This window comes from Streptosporangium vulgare (assembly GCF_042428775.1).
In the GTDB taxonomy this organism is placed as follows: Bacteria; Actinomycetota; Actinomycetes; order Streptosporangiales; family Streptosporangiaceae; genus Streptosporangium; species Streptosporangium vulgare.
Map to the genome: position 1 here is coordinate 54,106 of NZ_JBHMBS010000017.1, position 24,770 is coordinate 78,875.

Consider the following 24,770-nt stretch of genomic DNA (forward strand, 5'->3'; position numbering starts at 1 on the left):
ACCCCTGGAGCCCCCGGCCCTTCCGGGCTCAGGCGACGGGCTCCGGGGCCGCGCGGCCCTCTCCGCTCACTCCGGGAACGGCGAGATAGAGGTCCGAACGGGGGTGATAGAGCCCGGCGCGCGCCTGATACACATTGACGATCACCAGTATCACGACCGAGAACGCCCCGTACTGCACGCCGCCCAGCCCCACGGCGAGGTCGATCGGGAGAGTCAGCGCGATCACCCCCCGGACCGCCGCGTCGGCCAGCGCCCCGACGCCCCAGACGACCGTGGAGACCCGCCACACCCGGCGGAAGCGCGGCGAGACGGCCCACAGGTCGTCCCACGACACGTCCCTGGCACCGACCCGGCCCTCCAGCAGCGGCCGGGAGAACTGCAGGGCCAGCGGTCTCGGCCCCCGGGCGGTCGCCAGGAACCAGCCTCCGGCCACGACCATCACCAGGGCCCCCTTGAGGAGCAGGAAACGGGGACTGCCGCCGACTACCGACAGCCCGGCGCTCACCAGCATGGCGCTCACCATGAACAGGCCCACGGAGTCGAGGCGGCGCTCCCTGACGAGAGTGGCGACCATCCCGGTGCCGGGCACCAGGGAGCTGACGACCAGGGAGGCGACGTAGCCGACGTCCGCCGCGCGCAGGGCGTAGTAGAGCCCGATGGGCAGGACGAGGTCCACGAGCATCAGCACGGCCGCGGCACGACGGCCCGCCCTCGCCCCCGTTCTCGCTCCCGTCCCCGGCTCCGTCCCCGCTTCCGCTCCCTTCCCTGCCCCCGTCCCCGCTTCCGGATCCGTTGCCTGCCCCGCTCTCGGCTCCGTGCCCATCACCGTCCCCGTCCCCGCTTCCGGCTCCGCCCGCCCCTCCCGTTCCGCGCTCATCTCCCGCTCCGCGTGGCCAGGTCGAAGATGGTCACCAGCTCGGCGGCGTAGAGAGTGGTGTCGACGTCGGGGTCGGCCTCCATCAGGAAGGGCAGCCCGTCCACGGACCGCTGGATGCTCATCGCCATCACCCTGGGTTCGAAGGCGCGGAACTCGCCCTCCCGCTGGCCCCAGCGCAGGATCTCCTCGATGTGGGAGAGGGTTCTCAGGTCGGTGGCCGCGTCGTGGGAACGCTCACCGTCCTCGCCCCGGTAGTTGACGAAGATCTCGTACAGCGCCCTCATCCGGACGCGGTGGGTGGCGATGAACTCGACGTTGCCCGTGATGTAGGCCCTGATCGCCCCGCCTGCCGTGGACTCCGCCCGCAACCGCGCGGACATGAACTCGCCGATCTCCCGGTAGACCTCGGCGACGACCTGGGCGATCAGCTCGTTCTTGCCCTGGAAGTGGTACGAGATCAGGCGGGTGCTGCTGAGCCCGGCCCGCTCGGCGATGCGCGCGAAGGACGCCTGCCCGTATCCCAGCTCGGCGATCGTCTCGATCGCCGCCTCGACGATCTGGGCGCGTCGCGCGGCGGCCGCGAGGCTCGGAGGCTTCGTTACTTGCATAGGTAATAAGTAACTCAGTCAAGTAACAAGCGCAAGGGGTGGACCGGGAAACGGTCCACCCCTCGCGTCGTCGTGCCCTCGCCGGCGGCTTCGGCCGGAGCTCTCGGCCGGAGCTCTCGGCCGGATCGGCCGGAGCCATCAGCCGGAGCTCTCGCTCGAAGCCCTCGGCCGGATCGGCCGGAGCCGTCAGCCGGAGCTCTCGGTCGAACCCTGGCCCGGAGCCGTCAGTCGAAACGGATCGCGGCCGGGTCCCACCCCTCGGGCAGCGGGGCGGGTATCGGACAGGTGCTGCCGATCTCCACGAACTCGGCCCGCTCCGCGGACTCCGCGACAGCGATCATCGTGTCGAGGACGTGCAGGCCCAGCTCGCCGGTGGTCCGGTGCGGCCTCCCCTCGCGGATGGCCTGGGCCATGTCGAGCACGCCCAGGCCGCGACCGGCCTCGGTGCCCTTCGTGGGGACCGGCACCCACTCGTCGTCGGCGGCCCGGCGCAGCCCCACCTCTCCGCCGAAGGTGTTGGGGTCGGGTACCCGCATGGTCGCCTCGGTACCGGTGATCTCGATGAACCCGGTGCGGCGCAACGGCGAGTCGAAGCTGAACACCATCGTGGCGGCCTGTCCCGCGGCGAACTCCAGGAGCGCGGTGGTGTGGGTGGGCACCGCCACCGGAAAACGCGTCCCGGCCTTGGGACCGGAGCCGACGACCCGCTCGTCCCTGGCCCTGCGGCCGGCCGCGGCCACCCGCGCCGCCGGGCCGAAGAGGGTCACCAGGGTCGTCAGGTAGTACGGTCCCATGTCGAACAGCGGCCCGGCCCCCGGCTGGAAGAAGAACTCGGGGTTTGGATGCCACGACTCGGGCCCCGGCGTCTGGAACAGGACCAGGCCGGTGAGCGGGGTGCCGATGGCCCCCTCGGCGACGAGCCTCGCCGCGGTCTGCAGCCCGGCGCCCAGGAAGGTGTCGGGGGCGCTGCCCAGGAGCACCCCCGCCGCCTCGGCCGCCTCGACGAGCCGCGCGCCGGACTCCCTGTCCACGGTGAAGGGCTTCTCGTTGTAGACGTGCCGCCCGGCCAGGACGGCGGCGAGCGCCACCTCGGCGTGCGCGGCGGGGACCGTGAGGTTCACCACCAGTTCCACGTCGGGGTGCGAGATCGCCTCCTGCGGCGAGGTCGCCACCGGCACGCCGTACTGCCCGGCGACCTCCCTGGCGCGCTCCAGGTCGAGGTCCGCGCACGCCACCACCCGCACGCCGGGGAAGGAGGTGAGGTTGCTCAGGTACTGGTGGCTGATGTTCCCGCAGCCGACGATCGCCACCCCCAGCGGGCCGGTCACAGGCTCACCCGCCCGGCGGCGGCGAGGCCGGTCAGGTAGGCGTGGCTGTCGGCCAGCGCCTGGAGCATGTCGGTCGCGCAGTGGTCGAGCTCCACGATCCGTACCGCGTCCGGCGCGGTGTTCAGCGCGTCCACGATGGGCACCCGGCCGGAGCCGACCGCGGTCATCGGGCCCTCCTGGGTGGCGGGGCCGTCCTTGACGTGCAGGTGGCTCACCCGGTCGCCGAGCCGGGTCAGCAGCCCCGACGGGTCGACCCCGCCGGTCGCCGCCCAGTAGAGGTCGACCTCCAGCAGCACCGAGGGGTCGAGCAGTTCCGCGAGCACCTCCAGCGCGGGACGGCCGTCCACCCGCTGCTCCAGCTCCCACCAGTGGTTGTGGTACCCGAGCCGCAGCCCGTGGTCCGCCGCCTCGCGGGCCGCCTCGCCGATGGTCCTGGCCGCCAGCTCGACCCCCTCCCTGTCGGCGAACCACTCGGCGGGGGCGGCGGGCACGATGACCGTCTCCGCGCCGACGGCGACGGCCCCGGCCAGCGCGGCCGCGCGCCGCTCGTCGAGGAGCGGCGCGTGCACGCTGCACACCGAGAGCCCGGCCTCCCGCAGGTCGTCACCGAGACCTTCCGGATCGAGGTGCGCGTCGTACGGCTCGACCGCGCCGTAGCCCATGTCGGCGATGCGGCGCAGCACGGCGCGGCGGTCGACGGCCGCCTGTTCGCGCACGGAGTACAGCTGGACGGCGAGTGAGCTCATCGGTTCTCCTTAGCGTGGACACCCCCGCCTGCGGGCGGAGGAGAGAACGCGGCCCTCTATCCCGCGACGGGGAGGACCAGGGCCGCGGCGCCGTACAGGCCGGCGTCGCGTTCCAGGGAGGTACGTTCGACCTTCAGGCCGCGCAGGAAGCCGAGGCCCGCCCGCTTGGCGACCGCCTGGCGCAGCGGGGCGAGCAGGGTCTCCCCCGCCCCGGAGACGCCGCCCCCGATGACGACGTCGTCGAGGTCGAAGAGCGCCGCCGTGCCGAGGATCGCCACGGCCAGCGCGTCGGCGGCCCGCTGGAAGGCCAGCTGGGCGACGGGGACCCCGCGCGCGGCGTCGGCCGAGAGCGCGCGGGCGTCCGGGGACGCGCCTGGAGGAGCACTCCAGCCGTTCGCCAGCGCCCAGCGGACCATGCTCGGGCCGCTGGAGATCGTCTCCAGGCAGCCGACCGCCCCGCAGGGGCAGAGCTCCCCGTCGAGGTCCACGGAGATGTGCCCGATGTGCCCGGCGTTTCCGGTCGGTCCCACGTACGGCACCCCGTCGAGGACCAGGCCCCCGCCCACGCCGGTGGACACCACGATGCCCAGCAGGGCCCGGGAGCCCGAGTGCCCGCCCCGCCACCACTCCCCCAGCGCCATGCACTGCGCGTCTCCCGCGAGCGTGACGGGCAGGCCGGGAAGGAGCTCACTCACCGCGGCGGCCAGCGGGAACTCACGCCAGGCGGGGATGTTGACCGGGCTGACCGTGCCGGCGACGGCGTCGAGGGGTCCGGCGGAGCCGATGCCGACCCCGACCAGCTCCCCCAGGTCTTCACCGGCGGCGGAGGCCGAGACGCCGCCGACCCCCCTGAGGCCGTCAGTGCCGTCAGTGCCGTCAGTGCCGCCGGTGCCGCCGTCACGGATGCCGGGGACATCGCGGATGTGCCGGACGAGCGAGACCAGCGTCGCCTCGGGGTCGGGGCCGACCGGCAGCTCCGCCCTGCGTGCCACGGTCCCGTCCGGCCTGACCAGCGCCGCGGCGAACTTGGTGCCGCCGATGTCGATCGCGAGGGCGGTCATCGGGCGGACTTCCCGGCGTACCGGAACCCGGAGGGACGGCAGGCGGCCACCGGGGCCACCACGCGGCTGTGCAAGGGGATCCTCCGCTGATCAATGCCACAAAGGGTGCGCCACACAAGTGACCGGGCAAACAGGGTGAAGGTACGACGTTGATGACAACGTTGTCAACGGCCTGTGGGGAGTACGTGGCCACCGGTTCACCACGAGCCCTTCGTGAGTTGTACAGGCTTATCCGATTTAGGGGCAGATACGGTTAGCTCAGGTGTGATGTGAGGAGACTGCGATGACGCACGAACACGCGGGACAGCCCGCCAGGCCGTCCGATCTTGTCGACGTGGCCCGCCTGGTGACCTCCTACTACGCCCTGCATCCCGACCCGGGCGAGGTGGGCCAGCGGGTGGCGTTCGGGACGTCGGGACACCGGGGCTCCTCGCTGAACGTCGCGTTCAACGAGGACCACATCCTCGCGACCAGCCAGGCGATCGTGGAGTACCGGGCGGCGCAGGGGATCGACGGCCCGCTGTTCCTCGGTGCCGACACCCACGCCCTGTCGGAACCGGCCCAGGTGTCGGCGCTGGAGGTTTTCGCGGCCAACGGGGTGACGGTCATGATCGACAGCCGGGACGGCTACACCCCGACCCCCTCGGTCTCCCACGCGATCCTGGCCCACAACCGGGGGCGCTCCTCGGGACGGGCCGACGGCGTGGTGGTGACCCCCTCGCACAACCCGCCGGGCGACGGCGGGTTCAAGTACAACCCGCCGCACGGCGGCCCGGCCGACACCGACGCCACCTCGTGGATCCAGGACCGGGCCAACGCGCTGATCGCCGACGGCCTGAAGGAGGTCAGGCGGGTCCCGTACACCAGGGCGCTGGCCGCCGACACGACCGGCCGGTACGACTTCCTCGGCCACTACGTGGACGACCTGCCCTCGGTGCTGGACCTCGACGCCGTCCGGGAGGCCGGGGTGCGCATCGGCGCCGACCCGCTGGGCGGGGCGAGCGTCGCGTACTGGGGGGAGATCGCCGAGCGGCACCGGCTGGACCTGACGGTGATCAGCCCGCTGACCGATCCGACGTGGCGGTTCATGACGCTGGACTGGGACGGCAAGATCCGGATGGACTGCTCGTCCCCGTACGCGATGGCCTCGCTCATCGCCAACCGCGACGCCTTCGACGTCTCCACGGGCAACGACGCCGACGCCGACCGGCACGGCGTCGTCACGCCGGACGGGGGGCTGATGAACCCCAACCACTACCTCGCCGTGGCGATCTCCTACCTCTACTCCCACCGGCCCGGCTGGCCCGCCGACGCCGGGATCGGCAAGACGCTGGTGAGCAGCGGCATGATCGACCGGGTCGCCGCCGACCTGGGCAGGCGGCTGATGGAGGTCCCCGTCGGGTTCAAGTGGTTCGTGCCGGGCCTGCTGGACGGCTCGCTGGGCTTCGGCGGCGAGGAGAGCGCCGGGGCCTCGTTCCTGCGGCGCGACGGCTCGGTGTGGACCACCGACAAGGACGGCCTGATCCTGGCGCTGCTCGCCTCGGAGATCATCGCGACCACCGGCCGCTCGCCGAGCGAGCACTACCGCGACCTGGTGACCCGGTTCGGCGACCCCGCCTACGCCCGCGTCGACGCCCCCGCGACCCGGGAGGAGAAGGCGGTGCTCGCCAAGCTCTCGGCCGAGCAGGTCACCGCCGGCAGCCTCGCCGGTGAGGAGATCACCCAGGTGCTCACCTCGGCCCCCGGCAACGGCGCCGCCATCGGCGGGCTCAAGGTCTCCACCGAGAGCGCCTGGTTCGCCGCCCGCCCCTCCGGCACCGAGGACGTGTACAAGATCTACGCCGAGTCCTTCAAGGGCCCCGAGCACCTGGCACGGGTGCAGCAGGAGGCGCGCGACCTGGTCTCGGAGACCCTGGGCTGACGGCGCCGACGACGCGCGACCGGCGGGCGCCCCCGAGGTGGCCGCCCGCCGGACGGCCGGGCCCCTCGGAACGCGGGCTCGGCCGGGCACGCGACGCGGCCGGGCTCCCGCGAGCCGGCTTCGGACGAACGTGACCCGGGCCGCCGGGCTCTTGCGAACCCGCACTGAACGGACACAAGCCGGGCCGCCGGGCTCCCGCGAACCCGACTCTGGTGAAGGAGCGGCGCGGCCTCAGGTGAACATGCGCCAGGCGGCGGGTTTGACCGTCCAGCGGCGCCGGGTGATCCGGCCGGTCAGCTCGCCGTCGGCGTTCACCGGGACGGGACCGCCCTCCACGGTCACCTCCCTGCCGCGGGTGGTGACCACGTCGCGCAGGTCGGGATGGGTTCCCTTGCGCAGCCGCAGGGCGTAGACGAACCTGTCCAGCGGGCCGGTCGTCAGCGAGACGACGACGTCGGCCATGCCGTCGTCGGGCCTGGCGCGGGGGGCCAGCGGGGTGCCGCCGCCGATGGTGACGCCGTTGCCGATACCGGCCATGAGCACCGGGCGCCCGTCGCCGAGGGAGCGGCCGTCCACGGTGACGCGCAGCCGCCAGCCGGGGCTGCGCACCCCCGCGAGCAGCGCTCCCGCCGCGTAGGCGAGCCGCCCGAGCACCGGCTTGAGCGGCGTGGCCTCCTCGGACGCCTCGGCACCGATGCCGAGGTGGACCATGTTGACGACGACCCCGCCCTCGTCGTCCACCAGGAGGTCGAGCGGCTGGGGCCGTCCGGCGAGCACGACGCGGGCCGCGACCGGCGGGTCCAGCGGGACGCCCAGGCCGCGGGCGAAGTCGTTGCCGGTACCCAGCGGGACGAGCCCCACCGTGCGGGCTTCCAGCTCGCCGCGCCGGTGCAGGGTGGCGACCACCACGTGCAGCGTGCCGTCACCGCCCAGCACGACCACGTCCCTGCCCGGACAGGCGTCGAGCATCTCGTCCAGGTCCTTCTCCCCGACGGGCGCCTCGATCACGTCGGCGCCGCCGCGCAGCGTTTCGAGGGCGGCGGCCCTGGCCTCGTCGTCGGCGCCTCCCGCGCTCTCGTTGTAGATCGCCAGCAGCTCGGCCATGTCATTCCTCCACGTGGTCGTCCCTACGGTCCCTGCCCACGGGAACCCCGATCACGCGGGTCCCTGTCCATCCGCCACCAGCGCAGGAACACCCAGAGCCCGGTGCCGACGCCGATCAGCGCGGCCAGGACGTACACCACGCCGATCGTCGTGGCCGAGGTGTAGCCGTTGCCCGCCACCAGGATGGCCATGAGCAGCGCGGCCAGCAGCCCCACGCCCGCGCCTCCGGCGAGACCGAGCAGGCCCACCTTCAGGGCGCGGGCCAGACCGCCCCTGGGGCGGGGCACCGGCGTCATGACGGTCATGAGACGGCTCACGACGAGGGCGGGGTCGTCGTCGACCGCGCCGGCGACGAGCTGGACGGTCACCCCGCCCCGATCGGGCTCGCTCAGGCAGATCCAGTGGCGTTCCTCTAGGAAGACGGTGGCGCCTCCCGCGCCGGGAACGGTCAGCCACAGGAACGGCGTGCCCTCGGGGAACGTCCGCACACCGTGGCGGGCCGTCGGGGCGTGCGCGTCGAGCGCCGCGCCGAGAGCGCGCAGCGCCACCTCCTGGCCGGATCTCCCCACGGCTGCCTCCCTTCCTCGTCCCTTCGTGGCGCACGACGCGGCGGCCACCTCCCGGCGGCGGGCCGAGGGGCGCCCGGAGGATCGGAACCGTACGGCGAGACCGCGGGCACCGTACGGCGGATCCTGGGGACCGGGGCCCGAGGGCCCCGGTGAGCGGTCAGGCGGACCTCACACGGCGGACCCGCGGAGGGAACCGGTCCCGGCGAGGGAAGGGGAGCAGATCTCGTCCAGCACGCCGCGGAGGCGGGCCCGGTAGCCCGGGTCGGCGAGCCTGCCGGAGGCGTCGAACTGGTCCGGGGCCGAAGAGACCGCGAGTTCCGCGCCGCACACCACCGCGCCCGCGGCGCCGAGGGACCTGCGCAGCTGGATCTGCGTCCACATCCCCTCGTGGGCGCGCGGGCAGGCGGTCACCACGCCCACCGGCTTGCCCACCAGGACCGCGCCGCCGCGCGCGGACGAGATCCAGTCGAGCGTGTGTCCCAGCTGCGCGGGGAGCGCGCTGTACGCCGGCGCGGTGATCAGCACACCGTCCGCGGCGGAGAGGCGGTGCCACAGATCGGCGACCGGCCTCGGGAGCTCGCCGTCCTCGAAGGGCGGTACCTGGTCCAGGCCCCGCCAGATCTCGAAGTCCACCGTCGCGGGCAGTTCCCGTGCCGCCGCCTCCAGGAGCCTCCAGACGTACGCCCCCGGGCGAAGACTTCCCGCGATCCCAACGATCCTCATTCCCGGCCCCATCCCTGTCGCGCTGCCGCGACGTTACGAGTGAGGGAGATCCCGCCATCGGTCACGCGGTCGCGGCCGTCAGCGGAGCGGTCTCCCGAACTCACCGACAAAAACCGCTACTCGACGCCACCGTGACGCGGAGAGAGTGGTCCGCTCGCGGTACCTGTGTAGCCGCCCCGCTCACGAGCCCCGGGGTGGCGATCACGCTTCCGCAGGTCGGCGCCGCGACGGCGGTGCCGGCGAACCTCACGCTCCATCACACTCGGGGGCCTGCCCTCAGTGAGGGGCGACGAACATGATCAGGCGTATCGTTCGCGAAAAAACCGGTTATTTCTCCGTCAAGGGCGGCGAGGACACTGGAGGAAACACCTCGTCTCACGCTATGGGGCTCGCGGAGAAGGCGCTCTCCCGCGCCCCCCGGAGCGCCTACGGGGAACAGCCCTCCCCACGGCTACGGAGCCTCCCGGGGAGAACACCCTTTCCGCGTTACCGAGCCTCCCGGAGGGAGGCCCCGCGCCACGGGGAACCTCCCGGAAGAAAGCCCCCTCTCCCGCGCCGGGGAGCCCCCGGGCGGGTGCGCTCAGGGAGCCCCCGGGCGGGTGCGCTCAGGGAGCCCCCGGGTGGATGCGCTCAGGGAGCCTCCAGGTAGGTGCGGGGAGCCGCCCGGTCGGTGACCCGCTTGAGTTCGAAGAACGTCTCCTCGGTGGCGAGCACCTTGAACGCGTCCCAGAGCCGCCCGGCCCGCTCGCCGGTCGGGATCTCGCTGATGACGGGCCCGAACTGCCCGGCGTGCCCGTTCACCGAGATGGTCGGGACACCGATCAGCGACTGCTTCTGCTTCCCCGTGGGCACCAGGGCGTGCGAGGCGTGGATCGCCTCGTCCCAGGTGCCGTCGGTCCTCGCGGCGAGCAGTTCGGCGGGCAGGCCGGCGTCGGCCAGCGCGGCGGCGATCACCGGTTCCAGGGCCTCCATCGCGGCCCGCCAGCCCGCGAGACCGTTGTCCCGAGGCACGTCGCGGGACCGCTGGAACAGGCCGTCCTCGCCGTGGTAGCGGGTGCCGAGCGTGGTGTAGAGGTCACCGACGGCGGCGTCCCCCGCCGCCGCGCGCGCCGCCGCGAACACCCGCATGGTGCCCCGGCCGAGCTCGACGATCTCGCGGTACTCCTCGGACATGTCCTGCTTCTCGTTGAGCACCGCCAGGCTCATCTCCCGCCAGTTGATCGTGATGGGGCGCACCTCGCGCACTTCCAGGATCCAGCGGGAGGTGATCCAGGCCCAGGGGCAACCGGGATCGAACCAGAAGTCGACCAGATCCTCGCTCATGGGAATCCTCTTTCCTCGTGGGTCTCCTCAGGATGGGACCTCAACCCCGCTGAAGGTCAAGAGCCGCACCGGGCGTGTCCACGGCAGCGCCCCGGCGGAAGCGGAAAGGGCGGCGACGCGGGGCGGGCGCCCCGAGGTGGGTGGCCCGAGATGGGCGGGCCGAGGTGGGCGGCCCTCCGGGGAGCTCCACCTTCACACGTGCCGGCTCCGCGCGGGGGACGGCAGGCGGGCACCGGAGGCGAGCGTCTCCACGAGGCGTGGCGCGAGGGCCGCCGCCTGGGCACGGATCTCCGGGATCGCCGTCGTCTCGTACAGGCTCCCGCGCAGCATGGGACCCAGCGTGAAGATCCGGTCGTCCGGGGCTCCCCCCGCGTCCAGGACCGCGCCGCCGGGAGCGGCGTCCAGCCCGAGCCGCAGCCGGTCCGGACGGACCACGCCGTCGGCGACGAGGTCGGCGAGGAGGGGGTCGCGGGTGATGTCGGCTCCGGGGCCGGTGGCGTCGACCAGCCAGCCGACGTCGAGCTCCCGGACCGCGCCGTCGGCGCCCACCTGGACGCGCAGCCCGCTGGGGCCGGACACGGCCCGGAGCAGCCGGCCGCGCAGCACCCGAAGGCGGCCGGCGGCCCGCAGGTCGGCGATCCTGGCGGCCGTGACGGGAGGGATCCGGTGCCGGTGGACCTCCCAGTGGCGGGCCACCAGCCCGAGGAAGCGCCGCTGGTCGTCCGGGGAGAGCCGGGTCCACAGGCTCTGGACCTGGGGCCGCAGGCCGTCGACCACGCCGTACCAGTCGCCGCCGTTGTCCCGTACGGCGAGGCGTACCGCGCGGAGCAGGTCGCCGACCCCCAGCGGCCCGTCAGGGACGGGCGTCGGAACCGGGGGCGGCACCGGCCGGGGGTGCGGCCTCGGCAGCAGCGCGTGCCGCGACACCGCGTGGACGACGGTCCCCGGGTGCGCCCGGGTCACGGTGACCGCCACGTCCACCATGGTCAGTCCGGTCCCCAGCACGAGCACCGGCGCGCCGTCGCGGATCCCGGCCAGCGCGCCCGGCGCCCACGGATCGGCGACGTAACCGGGGCTCGCGGCGTCCACGACCGGCGGCCGGGCGGACTGGGAGCGGTTGCCCAGGGCCAGGACGGCGGCCTCGGCGTCCACCCGGCCGCCGCCGGACAGGTGGACCCGCACCCCCCGCCCCCGGGTCAGGGCGCTCACCGTGCCCGTCACCCTGCGCACCACGCGGACGGGCCACTCCTCGGCGCCGGCCAGCAGATCCTGGAGGTAGCGCCCGTACGTCCGTCTCGGCAGGTAGTCGGACGCGGAGACGTCCAGCCCGTCGTCGCGGGCCCAGCTCAGGAAGTGGCCGGGGTCGTCCTCCAACCCGCTCATCTTGTTCGCGCAGGCGTTGAGGAGGTGGTGCGGATCGGTGGTCGAGTACGCCTGTCCCAGCGCGTGCCGCCCGTACTGGTCGATCAGCGCGACCTCCAGCGGCATGGCCCGCGCCCGCGCCTCGCGGAGCAGGTGGACGGCCGCCAGCGTGCCGCTCGCGCCGCCGCCGACGACGGCGACCGATGGGAAACCTGACACGCGCCCCAGCATAACCCACTATTCCTGTAGGGTATACAGGATAGTGAAATCGCGAGACGTTCCATACGTGATCTTGACGCTCGCGGCCGGACCGCGACGGGGGCGGGCCTGGGGTGCGCGCCTGGCGGGCGTCGTGGCGGGCCCCTGTCCCACCGCCACGACGCCCGAGCCTCACCGCGTCTCTCCCGCCCGGGGACCGAAGGCCCGAGGCCACCGCGGAAACGCCCTTCGCGGCCTATCCGGCCGCCCCGGCCCCTCCCGCCTCCGCCGCCGCGGTGAAGCGCAGGCGGCGAGGGCCCTCGCCGAGGGGCTCCGGCAGCCTCAGCGCCCCGGCGCCGGGGGTGATCGCGCCGAGGACGCGGGGACCGGACGCGCCCGTGCAGCCGGGGACCGTCGCGGGCAGCCCGTGCGCCGTCAGCCAGCCGAGGAGCGAGAAGGCGATCGCCTCCTTGGCGTCGGCGGGAACACCCAGCTCGTCGCTCGGCACGATGCGCGCGTCCCCGGCCCGCGCGGCCAGCATGGACATCAGGACCGGGTTGCGCGCCCCGCCCCCGGAGACGACCACCGTCTCCAGGCGGTGACGCCGGATCTCCGCCGCTACGGTCTCGGCGGTGAGCGCGGCCAGCGTCGCCAGCAGGTCGGGCAGGGCCGGCCGGTACGGTGACGCCCTCTCCGCCAGGTAGCCGGGATGGAACAGCTCCTTGCCGGTGCTCTTCGGCGGCGGCGCCCGGTAGTACGGCTCGGCCAGCAGGTCCGCCAGCAACCCCTCGTGCACCTCCCCCGAGGCGGCGAGGCGGCCGTCCTCGTCGTAGGGCGCGCCGGTGGCGGCCGACACCGCCGCGTCCATCAGCGCCGACGCCGGGCCGGTGTCGTAGGCCGTCCGCGCGTCCCGCACGGTCAGGTTCGCGATCCCGCCGAGGTTGAGCGCGCCGCTCGGCCCCGGCAGCCCGTCCAGGAGCAGCAGGTCGAAATAGGAGACCAGCGGCGCGCCCTGCCCTCCGGCGGCCACGTCCCTGGCCCGTAGGTCGGAGACCACCGGCACGCCGGTCCGCTCGGCGATCCAGGCGGGCTGGCCCAGCTGCAGCGTGCCGCGCACCCGGCCGTCCTCCACCCAGTGGAACATCGTCTGCCCGTGCGAGCAGACGAGATCCACCGGCCCGCACGCCTCGGCGGCGTCGGCGAACGCCTGGCCGATCAGGGTGTCGAGCCGGCACACCTCGGCCATGCCGGCCGGGCCGGGCGGCAGCGCGCCGGCGATGCGCTCGCGGAGCCGTCCCTCGTACGGCCGCGTGCCGGTGTGCTCGACGACACCGGTGAGCACGTCACCGTCCGGGGACCAGTCCACGACCGCGCTGTCGATCCCGTCGTGGGACGTCCCCGACATCAACCCCAGGACGCGCATGCCTTCTCCTTCACCTCCTTCACGCCCCTTCGCGCCTCTTCGCGTTCCTTCACGCCTCCTCGCGGCCTCCGGATCCCGCCGGGTCGCCACCGTGGGCGCGGCGGCCGGTGCTGGGCGGGCTCAGGCGGCCGGCCCGGTCGACGGCCACCACGTGGTAGTACGCGCCTCCGGTGCCCGCCGGGTCCGTCCAGCGCAGGTCGCGGGCCGCGGGGACGACCGCGACCAGGTGCCGGGCGTCGGCGAGGTCCCCGGCCCCGGCCCGCCGGTCGAGCCGGAAGATCGCGTACTGGAACGGGACGTTCCGGCCGGTGGCCAGGATCCTCAGCTCGACGCCACCGCGCACCCGGCGCGCCAGGGGGACGAGCGGGCGGCCGGGGGCCCGGCCGGAGGCGAGCCTGGGCAGCAGCGGGGACAGCGCGGGACGGGTGTAGTGGCCGGTCACCACGGCGCTGATCGAGCCGATCCGGTCGTCGCGGACGTCGCCGGAGTTGTACCAGATGTCACCGCCGACCTCGGGGTGGCCCTCGTTGAGGGTGAGGTGCCCGCTGAGCTCGCCGGGCCGGGACCACTCGGCGGGCTGGCCCGCCGCCCCGGCCTTGTAGGCCGCCTGGCCGATCCACAGCTGGGTGCCCGTGCCCGCCACCACGTCGGACCACCAGGGGACCAGCTTGGCGTAGTCGGCGTTGGACTGGCCGATGTACCAGTAGAGCTGCGGCGCGATGTAGTCGAGCCACCCCTTCCTGACCCAGCCGCGCGTGTCGGCGTGCAGGTTGTCGTAGGACTGGCCGCCGCTGGTCTCGGAGCCCAGGGGGTCGGTGGCCCGGTTGCGCCAGATGCCCGAGGGGCTGATGCCCCAGGCGATCTCGGGCTTGACGCTCCGCACCCGCCGCCGCATCTCCCGTACGAGAAGGTCGACGTTCTCGCGCCGCCAGGACGCGAGGTCGGGGAAGCCCGCGCCGTATCGGGCGTATGCCTCGGCGTCGTCGAAGGCGGGGGTGTTGACCGGGTAGAAGTAGTCGTCGAAGTGCAGGCCGTCGATGTCGTACCTGGTGACCGCGTCCATCATCGCGTCCTGCACGAACGCGCGGACCTCGGGCATGCCGGGGTTGTAGTAGAGCTTGCCGCCGTAGGGGACGATCCAGTCTGGATGCCTGCGGCCGGGGTGGTCGGGGTGCAGCAGGGCCGGGTCGGCCTGCATCGACACCCGGTAGGGGTTGAACCACGCGTGGAAGGCGAGGCCCCGCCGGTGCGTCTCCGCCACCAGGAAGGCCAGCGGGTCGTAGCCGGGGTCACGTCCCTGCACACCGGTCAGGTACTGCGACCAGGGCTCGTACCGGGAGGGCCAGAAGGCGTCGGCGGTCGGCCGGATCTGCACGAACACCGCGTTGAGCCCGCGGGCCCGCGCCAGGTCGAGCCAGCCGAGATACTCGGCCCTCTGCTGCTCGGCGCTCAGCCCGGCCTTCGACGGCCAGTTGATGTTGACGACCGAGGCGATCCACATGCCGCGCATCTGGCGCAGCGGCGGCACCCGCCCGGCCCCGGTCCCGTACGAGATCCCGGAGGCGGCGGCCGGGGCCCGGCCGGACAGGGGCACGGCGGTCGCCGCGGCGGCGAGGGCGAGGCCGCGCAGGACGGTTCGCCGGCTGGATGAGCTCATGCGGACTCCAGGGGTGTTCGGCCACGGGCCTCGGCCGGGGAGCGCGCGCCGGGCCGACGCGAGGGCGGGCACCGGAGCGGGCACGAGGACGAACACGAGGACGGGCGCGAAGCGGGCACGACGGCGGGTGTGCGGGTGTGAGGGCGGACGCGGAGATGATCGCGGAACCGGCACGGATCACGAGGTAACGAGATCGCGAGACCGGCACGGATCACGAGATCACAAGGCCACAAGGTCACGGGTTCTCGATCGCGAGAATGACAGAAAGCTACTTCGAAGGCAATGATAATGAAGGAAATTGTCATTGATGTGTAATCTGCCTTGAGACACCTCCCTCCGCCGACCTGTTCAGAAGACGCCCAGCTCGATCGTGAAGGTGACCGGATGCCCCATCGCAGCCCCGACCTGGCCCGGCTGGCCATGACCGTCCTCCAGCCGGGTTTCGACGGCACCGAGCCGCCCGGGTGGCTGCTCCGCGCGCTCGGCGACGAGGGCCTCGGCGGGACCGTGCTGTTCGCCCGCAACCTCACCGATCTCGGCCACACCACCGACCTGGTCGCCCGGTTGCGCGCGGAGAACCCCGCCGCGGTGATCGCGGTGGACGAGGAGGGCGGCTCCGTCACCCGCCTGCAGGCCACGCGGGGCAGTTCGTGGCCGGGTAACCGGGCGCTGGGCGTGGGCGACGACGTCGAGGCGACCCGGCTGGTCGCCCAGGAGATCGGCCGCCTCCTCGCCTCGGCCGACATCACCCTCGACTACGCCCCGGTGGCCGACGTCAACGCCAACCCGGTCAACCCGGTGATCGGCGTCCGCTCCTTCGGCGCCGACCCCGAGCTGGTCTCCCGGCACACCGCCGCCTGGATCTCCGGGCTCCAGGGGGCCGGGGTGGCCGCCTGCGCCAAGCACTTCCCGGGCCACGGCGACACCCACACCGACTCCCACCACGCCCTGCCGACCCTGCACGCCTCCCCTCGGCTCCTCGCCGAGCGTGACCTGCCGCCCTTCCGCACGGCGGTGGCCGCCGGGGTACGGGCCGTCATGTGCGGGCACCTGCTGATCCCGGCCCTCGACCCGGAGAACCCCGCGACGCTGAGCCGCCGGATCACGACCGGGCTGCTCCGCGAGGAGATGGGCTTCACCGGGATGATCGTCACCGACGCCATCGAGATGCGCGCCGTCGCGGCCCTCCACTCCCCGGGGGAGATCGCGGTCCGCGCCCTGGCGGCCGGGGCCGACGCGATCTGCGCGGGCATCTCCTCCCCCGGAGGCGAGAACGTCCACGAGCTGCGCGACGCCATCGTGGACGCCGTACGGGAGGGCAGGCTGGGCGAGGACCGGCTGGCCGAGGCCGCCTCCCGCGTGCTCGCCCTGTCCGGCTGGTACGCCGCGAGCGCCGCCGCCGAGGCGCGGGCGGCGGGGATCGCCGCCCGGGGCACGGGGCACGAGGGCGAGGAGCTCGGCCTGCGCACCGCCCGCGCGGCCATCCGCGTGACCGCCACAGGCGCCCCGACCGTGCTCTCCGGGCCGCCGCTGGTCGTCGACATCGCCCCCCGGTTGAGCGAGGCGGTCGAGCCGGGCATGCTCACCGGTCTCATCGGCGCCTTCACCGAGTCGATGCCGGGCACCGTCGGCCACGTCGTCACCGTGGAGACGCCCGAGCTGCCCGACCTGAGCGACGAGAGCCGCCCGCTGGTGATGGTGGTGCACGACGCCAGGCGCCACCCCTGGGTCGGCGAGCTGCTGGCGCGGGCCGTCGCGCTGCGCCCCGACACCGTGGTGGTCGAGACCGGGATGCCCGGCGAACCCTCTGGAGCCGTGTACGTGACCACGAACGGCATCTCCCGGGCTTCGGCCCGCGCCGTGGCTCGCTGGCTGACCGGCGACCAATAGGCTGATTTATGACATGAAAGGCGCTTAATGAACGTCCTCGACGGCCCCACCCCCGTGAACCTGGTGGCCACGGTGAGGGCTGTCCTCCCCTCCCTCACCCCCGCGGCTCAGTCCATCGCCCGTCTCATCCTCGACGACCCCGGTGTGGTGGCCCGCAGCACCATCACCGAGTTCAGCGCGGCCTCCGGCACCAGCGAGGCCACGATCGTGCGCACCGCCAGGGCCCTGGGCTTCGCCGGATACTCCCAGCTGCGCTTCGCCCTGGCCGCGGCGGTGGCCAGGGACGAGCCCGAGCGGCTGGTCCCCGGCGACCTCGGCCCCGACGACCCGCTCACCGACGTGATCGCGAAGGTGGCCAGGGCCGAGTCGGAGGCGCTGGCCGACACCGCGGCGCAGCTCAACCCCGACCGGCTGGGCATGGTGGTGGAGGCGGTGGCCGGGGCGCGCAAGGTCGCCGTCTACGGGGTCGGCGCCTCCGGGCTGGTGGCGGCCGACATGGCGCAGAAGCTGATGCGGATCGGCCTGCCCGGCCACGCCTACACCGACGCGCACCTCGCGCTGACCAGCGCGGCGCTGGTACGCGGCGACGACGTCGTGGTGGCGGTGAGCTGCACCGGCGAGACCCCCGACGTGCTGGCGCCGATGCGCGTCGCACAGCGGGCGGGCGCGACCACGGTGGCCATCACCAACAACCCGCGCTCCTCCCTGGCCGGGCTCGCCGACCACGTCCTGGTCTCGGCGGGCCGGGAGACCGCCTTCCGCCCGGGGGCGCTGGCCAGCCGGATCAGCCAGCTCCTGATCGTCGACTGCATCTTCGTCGGCATCGCCCAGCGCACCTTCGAGACCTCGGACGCGGCGCTGCGGGCCACCAGGGACGCCATCGACGGCTTCAGGACCGACTACCGCCGCCGGAACAGGCCCTCCTAGCCCGACCGGACCCCGCGCGGGGCCTGCCCGGGTTTCGGATCACCTCCGGTGACCGGTCGCCGGTCACCTCTCACCTCTCACTTCGAACCACGAGTCACCTCTCACTTCGAGCCACGAGGCCGCGGGTCCGCCCGCCCGGCTCGGTCCGGGCCCGGCAGGGCGCGGGGTACGGCGCGCGGCGACCTCACCGGCCTCGGCCCTCGTCGTGCCCCGCGTCCGGGCGGCCCGTTCACAGGCAGCCGTATAGCGCCTCCAGGATCGGGGGCCGGCGAGGGGCGGGGCCGGCATGGGAGGGCTTTTCTGCGGGAGCACGAAGGCCGCCCGGTGCGCGTCCTCCCCGGAAAGCCCGATCGAGAGATCGGGGATGCCCGGCTCCTCGGAGACCAGGTCGCGGATCTCCCTTCGGGTGACCCGGCGGAGCAGCTCGCCGACCAGCCGGCCGAACGTGACCGCGTGGTATCCGTGCCGCTCCCCGGGGTCCACCGGGGTTCCTCCGCGGCCAGCGCGCCCGCCATCGCGTCCCAGTCGTAGAGGCTCCCCGGTGGCAGCGGGGAGCGGATCGCGGGCAGCCCCGCGCGGTGGGACAGCAACTCGGCGACGGTGGCCTCGGCGGTGAACCCGGGCCGGTAGCGGGCCACGGGCGCGTCGAGGTCGACGAGCCCGCGCCGCGCGCACAGCAGGGCCACGGTCGCGACGACGCCCTTGGAGACCGAGAAGACGTTGACCACCGTGTCGCGCCGCCACGGGCGGGTCCCGCCCTGGTCGGCGGTGCCGAGCCAGACGTCCACGGCTACGTCTTCCAGCACCTGCTCGGCGGCCCGGCCCGCGTCAGCGACCTGGCGGGACCGCTCGGCATGACACCGCAGGGCGCGTCCAAGGTCGTGGCGGAAATGGAGCGGATCGGCTACCTCACCCGCAGGGCCGATCCGGAGGACCAGCGGGCACGCATCGTCGAGCTGACCGGGCACGGCAGGGACGCCGTCGACGCAGGCCGTGCGGCGCGCGCCGCCGTCACCGCCGAGCTTCGCGCGGTCCTGGGCGGGACGGCGGCGGACGAGCTGGTGTCGTCCCTCGACCGGCCGGCCGACCACACGGGCGCCATGCGCGAGCTCCTCGCCCGCCGCCTCAGGCCCCGCCACACGTGAGTCCTCGCGGCCCCGTCCCGCGGGAGTCGTCCCTGCCCGCGAGCCCCGCGCTCCGTCACGGGAGCTCAGGACAGGCGCAGGGCCTCGGCGGCGACCGCGTGGCGCAGGTCGCGGATGCCCGCCCGGCCGCGCAGGGGGTGGACATTGTTGGTCAGCAGGACGACGGTGAGGGCACGCCCGGGATCGACGACGAGCGAGGTGCCGGTGAAGCCGGAGTGACCGTAGGCGTCGGCGAGCGGGCCGACGATCGCGGGATCGCCGATGCGCACGCCCAGGCCGTGGCGGAAGTCCGTGCCCCTGACGCCGTGGTCGCGGGTGATCTCGGCGACCGCGCCGGGACCCAGCACCGGCGCTCCCCCGGTGCGCAGCGCCTCGGCGAAGCGTACGAGGTCGTCGGCGGTGGAGAAGATCCCGGCGTGCCCGGCGACCCCGCCCAGGCCGTGCGCGGTCTCGTCGTGGACCTCGCCGCGCACGCATCCCGGGCCGGGGCGCTCGGGCTTGTGCTCGGTGGCGACGATCCGGGGCAGCAGGGACGCGGCGGGACGGTAGCCGGTGTCGGGCAGGCCCAGTGGCTCGACCACCCGGGTACGGGCGAGCTCGTCCAGGGAGGCCCCACCGGCGATCTCCGCCACCCGGCCCGCCGTGATCAGCCCGACGTCGGAGTAGAGGTAGCGCTCGCCCACCGGACCGATCGGCGGTGTCGAGAGGATCCGCTCCATGCGCGCGGCGCGGATCTCCGGGCCGTCGCCGGGGATCTCCTCGTGGGCCCTGCGTCCCGGCGGCAGGCCGGCGGTGTGGGTGAGCAGGTGCCGCAGGGTGACCTCGGGGGCGCCGCCGTAACGGCCGGGCAGCCAGGCCGCGACGGGCTCGTCCAGGCCGAGAAGGCCGTCCTCGGCGAGTGACAGGACGACGGCCGTGGTGAAGAGCTTGGTGATCGAGGCGAGGTCGAAGATCGAGTCTCGGAGGGCGGGTGGCCGGTCTCCGGCGAGGTCCTCGGCGGCCGACGCGTAGCGCACGGCCTCCCCCGCCGCGGCGACGGCCACCGTGACCCCGCCCACGGCGATCGCGGCCACCGCCGCCGAGCAGACGCGCGGCACCGCCGCCCCGAGGATCCCGGCGAGCCGGGAACCTTCCTCACAATCGGACACCGCTCCCGCTCCCGCCCTCGGCTCCGAACCCGCCCCGGTTCCGGGTCGTCCCCGGCCCCGATCCCACTCCCGGTCCCACTCCCGCTCCCGGTCCCGCTTCCGCCCTCGGCTCCGAACCTGCCCCCGGTCCCGGGTCACCCTCGGCTCCGATCCCACTCCCGGTCCCGGGGTCGCCCTCGGTTCCGGGGTCGCCCCTACGCACCGGCCCCGACCCTGGTACCGGCCCCGGACCCGGTGTCGCGTGTGGGACCGGTTCCATGCCCGGCACCGGTGTCCATCACCGCCGGAGGTTCAGCCACAGGTCAGGCGCCCCTGACCTGCTTCGCCGCCTCCAGCGCCGCCTCAAGACGGTCGCCGTGCCGCTCCAGCAGAAGCCGGGCGCCACCGGCGTCGAGACCGTGCTCGATCATCAGTACCGCGACCTTCACGTGCCAGCCCGCGGCCTCCAGCGCCGAACGGGCGGCGGAGAGGGCCGCCCCGGTGATGTCGCTGACCATCCTGGCGGCCCGGTCGGCCAGCTTGGAGTTCATCGCCGACACCTCGATCATGGTATTGCCGTAGGTACGGCCCAGCTTGACCATCGCGATCGTGGAGATCATGTTGAGGACCAGCTTCTGCGCGGTCCCCGCCTTGAGCCTGGTGGAACCGGTCACCACCTCCGGGCCGACGATCACCTCGATGGGGTGCAGCGCTGCCGCCGACAGCGGGGTCGCGGCGTTGCACGACAGTCCCACGGTCAGGGCGCCCCGGCGGCTCGCCTCGGCGAGCGCGCCGAGCACGAACGGCGCGCGACCGCTGGCGGAGACGCCCACCACCGCGTCGAGCGCGCCCACCCCCCGTTCCCGGAGAGCTGCCGCCCCCCCGGCGTGGTCGTCCTCCGCGCCCTCGACCGAACGGGTCAGCGCGGGAGTGCCGCCCGCGATGACGCCCTGGACGAGCTCGGGATCGGTGCCGAAGGTCGGCGGGCATTCCGAGGCGTCCAGCACGGCCAGCCGGCCCGACGTCCCCGCTCCCACGTAGAACAGGCGGCCCCCGGCCTTCATCCGGGCCACGACCGCGTCCACCGCGGCCGAGATCTCCGGGATCACCTCGGCCACCGCCGCGGGCACCGCGGTGTCCGCCGCGTTCATCAGCCTGGCCACCTGGTCGGTGGGAAGCCGGTCGATCCGGCTGTAGCGCGGATCGCTCTGCTCGGTGGACAGCGTGGACAGTGTGACTAGTTGATCACTCATGACGTCCCATGTCGTTAGTTTTCCTGATCTCACTACCGCTGAGTAGCCGATCTTCGGACGGTGAGGGCGTTACAGGCACATACCCGGTAGGAGGCCGCCCATCGGCCCGCCCCGGCGGGCGGGGTCCGTCACGGCAGGCCACGGCGGTAGAGCCAGAAGACCCGCTCGGCGCGCGCGCCGACCGCCCTGGCGTAGAAGCGCAGTGGTCCCACCCAGCTGATCTGGGTGCTCGACATGCCCGCGGCCCGCTGCTCGGCGAGGCACCGGCGTACGAGCACGCGGCCGATCCCCAGGCCACGCGCGGCCGGCGCGGTGCCCATCGGGCCGAACCAGGAGGGCCGCGAACCCCACGCGGCGAAGCCGAGGATCTCGCCCTCCCTGACGGCGTAGTGGCAGCCGGTGGCCTGCTCCGCCTCCCAGGCCCAGTTGGCGTTCCAGTGCTCCTCCACGAAGGCCGACACGGCGGCGCGCTCCCCGGGGGCGGCGGCGCGCACGGTGACCCCGGAGGCCGCCAGCAGGGTGAGGTCGGCGTCGACGGAGAGGTCCCGGGTGAGGTCGGCGGTCATGTTCCAGGCGACCCGGTAGCGCTCGTAGCCGAGGCTCTCGGCCAGGCAGGCGGCCTCGGTGTAGCGCACGTCGATGCCGGGCCAGGCGTAGCAGGGCGGGTTGCCGGCGAAGCGGGCCTCGGTCGCCCCCCGGCCGCGCAGCCAGTCCTCGGCCGCGGCGACCAGCGCCCGGCCGAGGCCCGTCCCCCGAGCCTCGGGACGCACCGCGAGCAGGTCGATGTGACCCGCGTGCGGGTCGCGCGCCGACATGGAGGCGAACGCCACGCCGTCGAGGTCGCGTGTCACCAGCGCCGTCCAGGGCCGGTGCGCGGGCGGCGCGGCGAGCCTGGCGACCAGGCTCGCGGCCTCCCCCGCGTCATGGGTGAGCGCGGCCCCGGCGAGCGCCGCGAGCGCCGCCGCGTCGGCGGCGACGGCCTCGCGGATCCCGGACGCCGCCGACGCCCCCGGCGCCTCGCCCGCGCTCCACGGCCCCTCCCCGGGGCCGTCTCCCAGCGGGCTCACGGGTGGCCGACCGGCATGGCGACGACGTTGCGCGGAGCGGGGTGGAAACAGGCGTGCTCCTGGGGCGTACCTCCGCCGTGGCCGAGCAGCGGATGCTCCGACTCGCAGCGATCGGTACGGAACGGGCAGCGCCGGGCGAACAGGCAGCCCTCGTCGAGGCGGCCCTCGTCGAGCGCCCCGGTCGGCGTCACCGGCTCCTCGCCGGGCCGCTCCAGGCCGTGCAGCACGGGAATGGCCGACAGCAGCGACTGGGTGTACGGGTGCACGGGGCCGGAGATGATCGTCTCGACGTGCCCCCGTTCGACGACCTCCCCCCGGTAGATGACGTACAGCTCGCCGTCGTCACCGATGTAGCGCGCGGTGGCCACGTCGTGGGTGATGAACAGCACGCTCACCCCGAGGCGCTCGCGAAGGTCCTTGAGCAGGGCGAGGATGCCGAGCCGCAGCGATACGTCGATCATGGAGACGGCCTCGTCGGCGACGAGCATCTCGGGGTCGACGGTGAGGGCGCGGGCGATGACGACCCGCTGGCGCATGCCGCCGGAGAGCTGGTGGGGATAGCGGGACAGCACGTAGCCGGGGTCGAGACCGACCAGCTCCAGCAGTTCCTGGGCACGCCCGTCCACCCACGCCCGCGGGCGGCCGGTCTGCGCGGCCCGCAGCGACAGCGGCGCGTCCAGCGTCTGGTGCACCGTGCGGGTCGGGTTGAGCGCCGAGTACGGGTCCTGGTGGATGAGCTGGATGCGGCGGAAGTAGGGCTCGCGCTGCTTGGGGCGCAGCGACGACAGGGGCGTGCCGTCGATGGTGATCTCTCCGGAGTCGTGCCTCTCCAGCCCGGCGATGATCCGCCCGAGGGTCGTCTTGCCGCAGCCCGACTCCCCGATAAACGACGCCGCCCCGCCCTTCGGGATGGCGAAGTCGACGCCGCGCAGCGCCTTCACCTCCCGGCCGGGGAGGAAGCCACCCCGCTGCTTGAAGGTCTTCGTGATTCCCTGACCAGTGATCACGTTTTCTCCCTCGGTCCGTGTGCCCGGACGCCCAATCCGGCTCCCCGGGGAACCGCGTCCCGCTCCTCGTACGCGGTCCCGTCTCCGTTCGCGGCTTCATCCCCGTTCCCGTTGCGGGTCCCGTTCGTGTTCCCGGTCCCGATCCCGGTTCCGTTCGCGGTCCTGGTCCCGTTCGCGGTCCCGTCTTCGTTCGCGCCAGGCGCGGCGGTCCCGGCTCCGTTACCGGCTCCGTTCCCGGTTCCGTTCCCGTTCGTCCTCCCGTTCGCGGTCCTCGTCGCGTTCGCGGTCCCGGACCCGTTCGCGGCCCCGTTCCCGGTGCGCGCGGCGTCCGCGTCCTCGTCCGCGTGGCGGGCGGCGACGGCGTGGCAGGCCACGATCCACTCGCCGCGCGAGACGGCGGGCGGCTCCTCGGTCTCGCAGACGTCCATGCGCAGCTCGCAACGCTCCCTGAAGACGCATCCCCTCGACGGGACGGTCCCAAGCGTCGGCGGGCGGCCGGGCAGCGCCCTCGCCTCCCCGATGTCGCCGATCAGGCGCGGGATGGCCCGGATCAGGCCCTGGGTGTAGGGGTGGCGGGGGGCGCCGAGCACCTCGATGGTCGGTCCCTGCTCCACCACGCGCCCGCCGTACATGACGGCCAGCCTGTCGGCGACCTCGGCCACCACACCGAGGTCGTGGGTGATGACGAGCGTGGTGAGCCCGCGCTCCTCGTGGACCTCCCTCACGATCCGCAGGATCGTGGCCTGGGTGATCATGTCGAGGGCGGTCGTGGGCTCGTCCAGGATGACGAGGTGGGCGTTGAGCACCAGTGCGAGCATGATTCCGACCCGCTGGCGCATCCCGCCGGACAGCTCGTGCTGGTGGGAGTCGAGCACGCGCGCGCCGTCCATGCCCATCCTGCCGAGCAGGTCCTTGGCATCCCTGACCAGCCCCCGAAGGTCCTGGATGTCGTGCGAGCGGCCCAGGTCGAGGAGCTGCTTGCCGACCGTCTTGAGCGGGTTGAGGGAGTTCTGGGCGGCCTGGAAGACGTACCCGATGTGCCGTCCCCGCGCCCGGCGCAGATCGTCGCCCCGCAGCCCGACGACGTCGCCGAGCCCGTCGATCTCCACGCTGCCCGAGCGGATCCTGCCGGGGGGCTGGACCGCGTTGAGCAGCGACAGCGCCAGGGTGGACTTGCCGGATCCCGACTCGCCGACTACCCCGGTGATCGTCCCGGGCACCAGTTCGAGGTCGATCCCCGACACCGCGGGCAGTTCCCCCGCCGACGTCCGGTAGACGACGGACAGGTCGCCGACGCGCACTCCCGGCGGCCCGCTCCTCCCCGCGTCGCGGGGCCCCGGGTCGCCCTCGGTGCCCTCCGGCTTCCGGGCACCCCGGGTGCCCCAGGTCCTCACGGCCGCGGACAGCCGCTCTCCCGGGGTCATGGACGCCTTCTCCGAACGTGTGGACATCTG

Annotated in this window: 22 protein-coding genes; 4 read left to right on the plus strand and 18 right to left on the minus strand. The window is 73.8% G+C overall.

Annotated elements, in window-relative coordinates; all coding sequences use genetic code 11:
• Positions 1-28 precede the first annotated feature (28 nt).
• From ACFFRH_RS29460 to ACFFRH_RS29480, 5 genes are all read right to left on the minus strand, one after another.
• Entirely contained in the window at positions 29-682 is a 654-nt protein-coding gene (locus tag ACFFRH_RS29460) for a VC0807 family protein (protein ID WP_344748771.1), read from the minus strand.
• Positions 683-873: 191 nt separating this feature from the next.
• Positions 874-1,485 (minus strand): TetR/AcrR family transcriptional regulator, encoded by a 612-nt coding sequence (locus ACFFRH_RS29465; protein ID WP_344748754.1) that lies wholly within the window; start codon positions 1,483-1,485, stop codon positions 874-876.
• A gap of 224 nt (positions 1,486-1,709) precedes the next feature.
• Positions 1,710-2,813 carry a Gfo/Idh/MocA family protein gene (locus ACFFRH_RS29470; protein ID WP_386160992.1) on the minus strand — a complete coding sequence of 368 codons (1,104 nt, stop codon included), beginning with the start codon at positions 2,811-2,813 and terminating at the stop codon, positions 1,710-1,712.
• Positions 2,810-3,559: a sugar phosphate isomerase/epimerase family protein gene (locus ACFFRH_RS29475; RefSeq protein ID WP_344748756.1), complete on the minus strand. Its 750-nt coding sequence runs from the start codon at positions 3,557-3,559 to the stop codon at positions 2,810-2,812. The genes ACFFRH_RS29470 and ACFFRH_RS29475 overlap by 4 nt, the downstream gene beginning before the upstream one ends.
• A 56-nt stretch (positions 3,560-3,615) precedes the next feature.
• A complete protein-coding gene (locus ACFFRH_RS29480) occupies positions 3,616-4,620 on the minus strand; it encodes an ROK family protein (RefSeq protein ID WP_386160993.1) in 1,005 nt (334 codons plus the stop codon).
• A gap of 283 nt (positions 4,621-4,903) precedes the next feature.
• On the opposite strand from ACFFRH_RS29480, the gene pgm reads away from it, so the two are divergent.
• Positions 4,904-6,541, plus strand: a complete 1,638-nt coding sequence (pgm, locus tag ACFFRH_RS29485) for a phosphoglucomutase (alpha-D-glucose-1,6-bisphosphate-dependent) (RefSeq protein WP_344748758.1) — start codon at positions 4,904-4,906, stop codon at positions 6,539-6,541.
• A 231-nt stretch (positions 6,542-6,772) separates the two neighbouring features.
• Here the strand turns inward: pgm and ACFFRH_RS29490 are convergent, their stop codons facing one another.
• From ACFFRH_RS29490 to ACFFRH_RS29520, 7 genes are all read right to left on the minus strand, one after another.
• On the minus strand, positions 6,773-7,645 hold the full coding sequence (locus ACFFRH_RS29490; protein ID WP_344748759.1) for a diacylglycerol/lipid kinase family protein: 873 nt from the start codon (positions 7,643-7,645) through the stop codon (positions 6,773-6,775).
• 23 nt (positions 7,646-7,668) lie between these two features.
• Positions 7,669-8,214, minus strand: coding sequence for a hypothetical protein (locus tag ACFFRH_RS29495; RefSeq protein ID WP_344748760.1), 546 nt, complete (start codon positions 8,212-8,214; stop codon positions 7,669-7,671).
• A 168-nt stretch (positions 8,215-8,382) separates the two neighbouring features.
• A complete protein-coding gene (locus ACFFRH_RS29500; RefSeq protein ID WP_344748761.1) occupies positions 8,383-8,937 on the minus strand; it encodes an NADPH-dependent FMN reductase in 555 nt (184 codons plus the stop codon).
• 630 nt (positions 8,938-9,567) lie between these two features.
• Complete coding sequence (locus ACFFRH_RS29505; protein WP_344748763.1) at positions 9,568-10,260, minus strand: mycothiol-dependent nitroreductase Rv2466c family protein; 693 nt, start codon at positions 10,258-10,260, stop codon at positions 9,568-9,570.
• 192 nt (positions 10,261-10,452) lie between these two features.
• Positions 10,453-11,841, minus strand: coding sequence for an FAD/NAD(P)-binding protein (locus ACFFRH_RS29510; RefSeq protein WP_344748764.1), 1,389 nt, complete (start codon positions 11,839-11,841; stop codon positions 10,453-10,455).
• A gap of 235 nt (positions 11,842-12,076) precedes the next feature.
• A complete protein-coding gene (locus ACFFRH_RS29515) occupies positions 12,077-13,243 on the minus strand; it encodes an anhydro-N-acetylmuramic acid kinase (RefSeq protein WP_344748765.1) in 1,167 nt (388 codons plus the stop codon).
• Between the two features lie 49 nt (positions 13,244-13,292).
• Positions 13,293-14,900 (minus strand): glycoside hydrolase family 10-like protein, encoded by a 1,608-nt coding sequence (locus tag ACFFRH_RS29520; protein WP_344748766.1) that lies wholly within the window; start codon positions 14,898-14,900, stop codon positions 13,293-13,295.
• A 384-nt stretch (positions 14,901-15,284) separates the two neighbouring features.
• On the opposite strand from ACFFRH_RS29520, the gene ACFFRH_RS29525 reads away from it, so the two are divergent.
• Together ACFFRH_RS29525 and ACFFRH_RS29530 are read left to right on the plus strand one after the other, a co-directional pair.
• Complete coding sequence (locus ACFFRH_RS29525; RefSeq protein WP_386160994.1) at positions 15,285-16,790, plus strand: glycoside hydrolase family 3 protein; 1,506 nt, start codon at positions 15,285-15,287, stop codon at positions 16,788-16,790.
• Between the two features lie 27 nt (positions 16,791-16,817).
• Complete coding sequence (locus ACFFRH_RS29530) at positions 16,818-17,717, plus strand: MurR/RpiR family transcriptional regulator (protein ID WP_386160995.1); 900 nt, start codon at positions 16,818-16,820, stop codon at positions 17,715-17,717.
• 101 nt (positions 17,718-17,818) lie between these two features.
• Here ACFFRH_RS29530 and ACFFRH_RS29535 read toward each other — a convergent pair whose 3' ends face one another.
• Positions 17,819-18,523, minus strand: coding sequence for a serine hydrolase domain-containing protein (locus ACFFRH_RS29535; protein ID WP_386161058.1), 705 nt, complete (start codon positions 18,521-18,523; stop codon positions 17,819-17,821).
• Here ACFFRH_RS29535 and ACFFRH_RS29540 point away from each other — a divergent pair.
• Positions 18,476-18,862, plus strand: a complete 387-nt coding sequence (locus tag ACFFRH_RS29540) for a MarR family winged helix-turn-helix transcriptional regulator (RefSeq protein WP_386161059.1) — start codon at positions 18,476-18,478, stop codon at positions 18,860-18,862. The genes ACFFRH_RS29535 and ACFFRH_RS29540 overlap by 48 nt on opposite strands.
• A gap of 65 nt (positions 18,863-18,927) precedes the next feature.
• Here ACFFRH_RS29540 and ACFFRH_RS29545 read toward each other — a convergent pair whose 3' ends face one another.
• The 5 genes from ACFFRH_RS29545 to ACFFRH_RS29565 form a co-directional block, all read right to left on the minus strand.
• Positions 18,928-20,010: a serine hydrolase domain-containing protein gene (locus ACFFRH_RS29545; protein ID WP_386160996.1), complete on the minus strand. Its 1,083-nt coding sequence runs from the start codon at positions 20,008-20,010 to the stop codon at positions 18,928-18,930.
• Positions 20,011-20,312: 302 nt separating this feature from the next.
• Positions 20,313-21,242 carry an N-acetylmuramic acid 6-phosphate etherase gene (gene murQ / locus ACFFRH_RS29550; protein ID WP_386160997.1) on the minus strand — a complete coding sequence of 310 codons (930 nt, stop codon included), beginning with the start codon at positions 21,240-21,242 and terminating at the stop codon, positions 20,313-20,315.
• Between the two features lie 128 nt (positions 21,243-21,370).
• A complete protein-coding gene (locus ACFFRH_RS29555) occupies positions 21,371-22,309 on the minus strand; it encodes a GNAT family N-acetyltransferase (RefSeq protein WP_386160998.1) in 939 nt (312 codons plus the stop codon).
• A complete protein-coding gene (locus ACFFRH_RS29560) occupies positions 22,306-23,316 on the minus strand; it encodes an ABC transporter ATP-binding protein (protein WP_386160999.1) in 1,011 nt (336 codons plus the stop codon). Before ACFFRH_RS29560 ends, ACFFRH_RS29555 begins: the two co-directional genes overlap by 4 nt.
• A complete protein-coding gene (locus ACFFRH_RS29565) occupies positions 23,313-24,767 on the minus strand; it encodes an ABC transporter ATP-binding protein (RefSeq protein ID WP_386161000.1) in 1,455 nt (484 codons plus the stop codon). Before ACFFRH_RS29565 ends, ACFFRH_RS29560 begins: the two co-directional genes overlap by 4 nt.
• Positions 24,768-24,770 lie beyond the last annotated feature (3 nt).